The following is a 2,234-nucleotide window of genomic DNA, read 5'->3' on the forward strand; positions in this document are numbered from 1 at the left end:
CCGCCATGAGTTTTTTAGTGTTGGGTTACGCACTGCGCCCAGCAGATGATGACCATAGGTTTGGGCACGGTAAAGCCGAAGCACTTGCAGGACTTGGGCAAGCCGCGTTTATTGCAGGCTCAGGTTGCCTACTTGCTTTTCATGGTATTGAGCGGTTATTTAACCCTATACAGTTAAGCCATTCTTTATTAGGTGTGTGGGTAAGTATTTTTGCTATTGCGTGTACGCTGGTCATTGTATTTGTACAAAACAAGGTGGTTAAGTATACCGATTCAATTGCAATTAAAGCCGACTCAGTACATTACAAAGGTGATTTAATATTAAATGCGGCTGTGCTATTAGCTATTTTGTTAGCTTATTATGGTGTGTTGTATGCCGATCCTGTTTTTGCGATAGGTGTAGCGGGTTACTTACTTTATAACAGCTGGGATATTGCTCGCGATAGTGCCGATCACTTAATGGATAAAGAACTGCCAGATGATGAAAAGCAAAGCATATTTGATATAGCCAGAGCCCATGCTGATGTACATGGTGTACATGATATTCGTACGCGCCAAGGCGGAAAAGTTAAGTTTATCCAAATGCACTTAGAGCTTGATGATCATTTAAGTTTGATTCGCGCACATAATGTGGCTGATGAAGTAGAGGCAATGCTTAAAGAACGCTTTGAGTCTGAGGTAGATATACTGATCCACCTCGACCCTTTGTCGGTACTTGTTAAGCCGTCACCGACTCACAAAACTGATACAAGCTCTTAAGCAATGGCTGGNTGGCGTATTTCATCACGTTCAAAAAACAGCTCGTGTTTAGCGCCTTCAAAGCTTTTAAGTACAGTGTTTACGTGCCTGTTTGCTAATTTATATTGGGCATTGTTATCAACCACTTCGTCGTTTTGCGCACTGGCAATATAAAGTGGAATAGTCACGCTCAAGTTATCCACAGAAGTTATAAATGCAAACGTCGCATTTAGCCAGCCGTAAGTAACACCGCCGAGCTGTAGTAATGGCTCTTCTTGATATGTTTGCCTAAATAGCTCGTAACGCACTGGGCTGCTGGTTAATACATTTGTAGCAAACTCATCGGGTATGTAATCGGTTTGCCCTAGTGCGTAATTGTCTTTTTGACCCAAAAGGGTTGCAGTACTTGCTATTAATTTAGCTAAAGGCTTTGGTGTGTTTTTTGTATAAATATCAAGCATAGGCGCTGATAAAAACGCGCCACTAAAGTTGTGTTCAAAATGCGCAAGATAGTTAAATGCTATGGCGCCGCCCATTGAATGACTCACTAACACCTTTTTACCTTGCCAATGAGTATCCACTATTTGTGTATTAAATAAGTTTAGGTCTGCGCTGTAATCTTTAAATTGATTAACATGGCCTTTGTGCTTATTTAGTAGGTGGCGATAAGAGCGGCCTTGTCCTTGGTGATCGGCTATGAATATGGCAAAATTATTGTTATACAGCTCCCATAACAACTCTTTATATTTATCTAACCCTTCAAGGCGCCCAGAGCTTATTACAATGGCATTTTTGGCTTTATCTGGTACGGCATAAGCATAAAATAATTGCCCGTTAGGTGTATCTAAATAAGCTTTAATTAGCGTGCTTTTATAAAAGTTATTAATTGTTATTTGATTACTCTTAAGCTCACGCTCACTACTATAAAACATGCTTTACTCTTTTATTAATGGCAAGGTTATATTAGCACACAAGCCACCTAGTTCTTTATTTGATAATACTAAACTGCCACCATGCGCAGTAATAGCATTTTTAGCAATCGCCAGCCCTAAACCTGTACCACCACTTACGCGATCCCGCGCATCTGACTGTCTAAAAAAGGGCTCACAAAGCTTGCTCAGTTGATCATCTGGCACACCAGAGCCATCATCACATATTTCTATATAAATGGCATCTGTGTGCTTTAGAGTAATGCTAATTGTATTGTTTGCGTATTTAATAGCGTTGCGAAGTAGGTTTTCAAGTGCGCTGGCAATAAGTGTTTCGTCGCAATTAATATTTACGTCTACAGCGCCCAGTATATTTAGCTGCTTATTATTTTGTTTTGCTTCAAACTGCGCATCGTTAATAACGTGATCTACAATTATTTGTAATGATTGTTTTTGCAGTGAAAGCGCCTGGCTTTTTGCTTCTAAGCGAGAAACTTGCAGCACGTCGGCAATCATTTTATCAAGTTGGTTTGCTTCTTTTTCTATACGTAATAAATACGATTGGCTA

The 2,234-nt window shown here is 40.0% G+C and carries 2 protein-coding genes and 1 pseudogene; 1 reads left to right on the forward strand and 2 read right to left on the reverse strand.

What is annotated here, in order from left to right:
- A partial coding sequence (locus L654_RS0119880) for a cation diffusion facilitator family transporter (RefSeq protein ID WP_024608865.1) occupies positions 1-758 on the forward strand: 758 nt, incomplete at its 5' end.
- Here the strand turns inward: L654_RS0119880 and L654_RS01000000126470 are convergent.
- Both L654_RS01000000126470 and L654_RS0119890 read right to left on the reverse strand, forming a co-directional pair.
- A pseudogene (locus L654_RS01000000126470) lies at positions 718-1,669 on the reverse strand (alpha/beta fold hydrolase). The gene L654_RS0119880 and the pseudogene L654_RS01000000126470 sit on opposite strands and share 41 nt — an antisense overlap.
- A 3-nt stretch (positions 1,670-1,672) precedes the next feature.
- Positions 1,673-2,234 (reverse strand): ATP-binding protein (locus L654_RS0119890; RefSeq protein WP_024608866.1); only part of this gene is annotated, 562 nt, incomplete at its 5' end.

It is taken from the genome of Pseudoalteromonas sp. TAB23 (genome assembly GCF_000498075.1).
GTDB lineage: Bacteria > Pseudomonadota > Gammaproteobacteria > Enterobacterales > Alteromonadaceae > Pseudoalteromonas > Pseudoalteromonas arctica.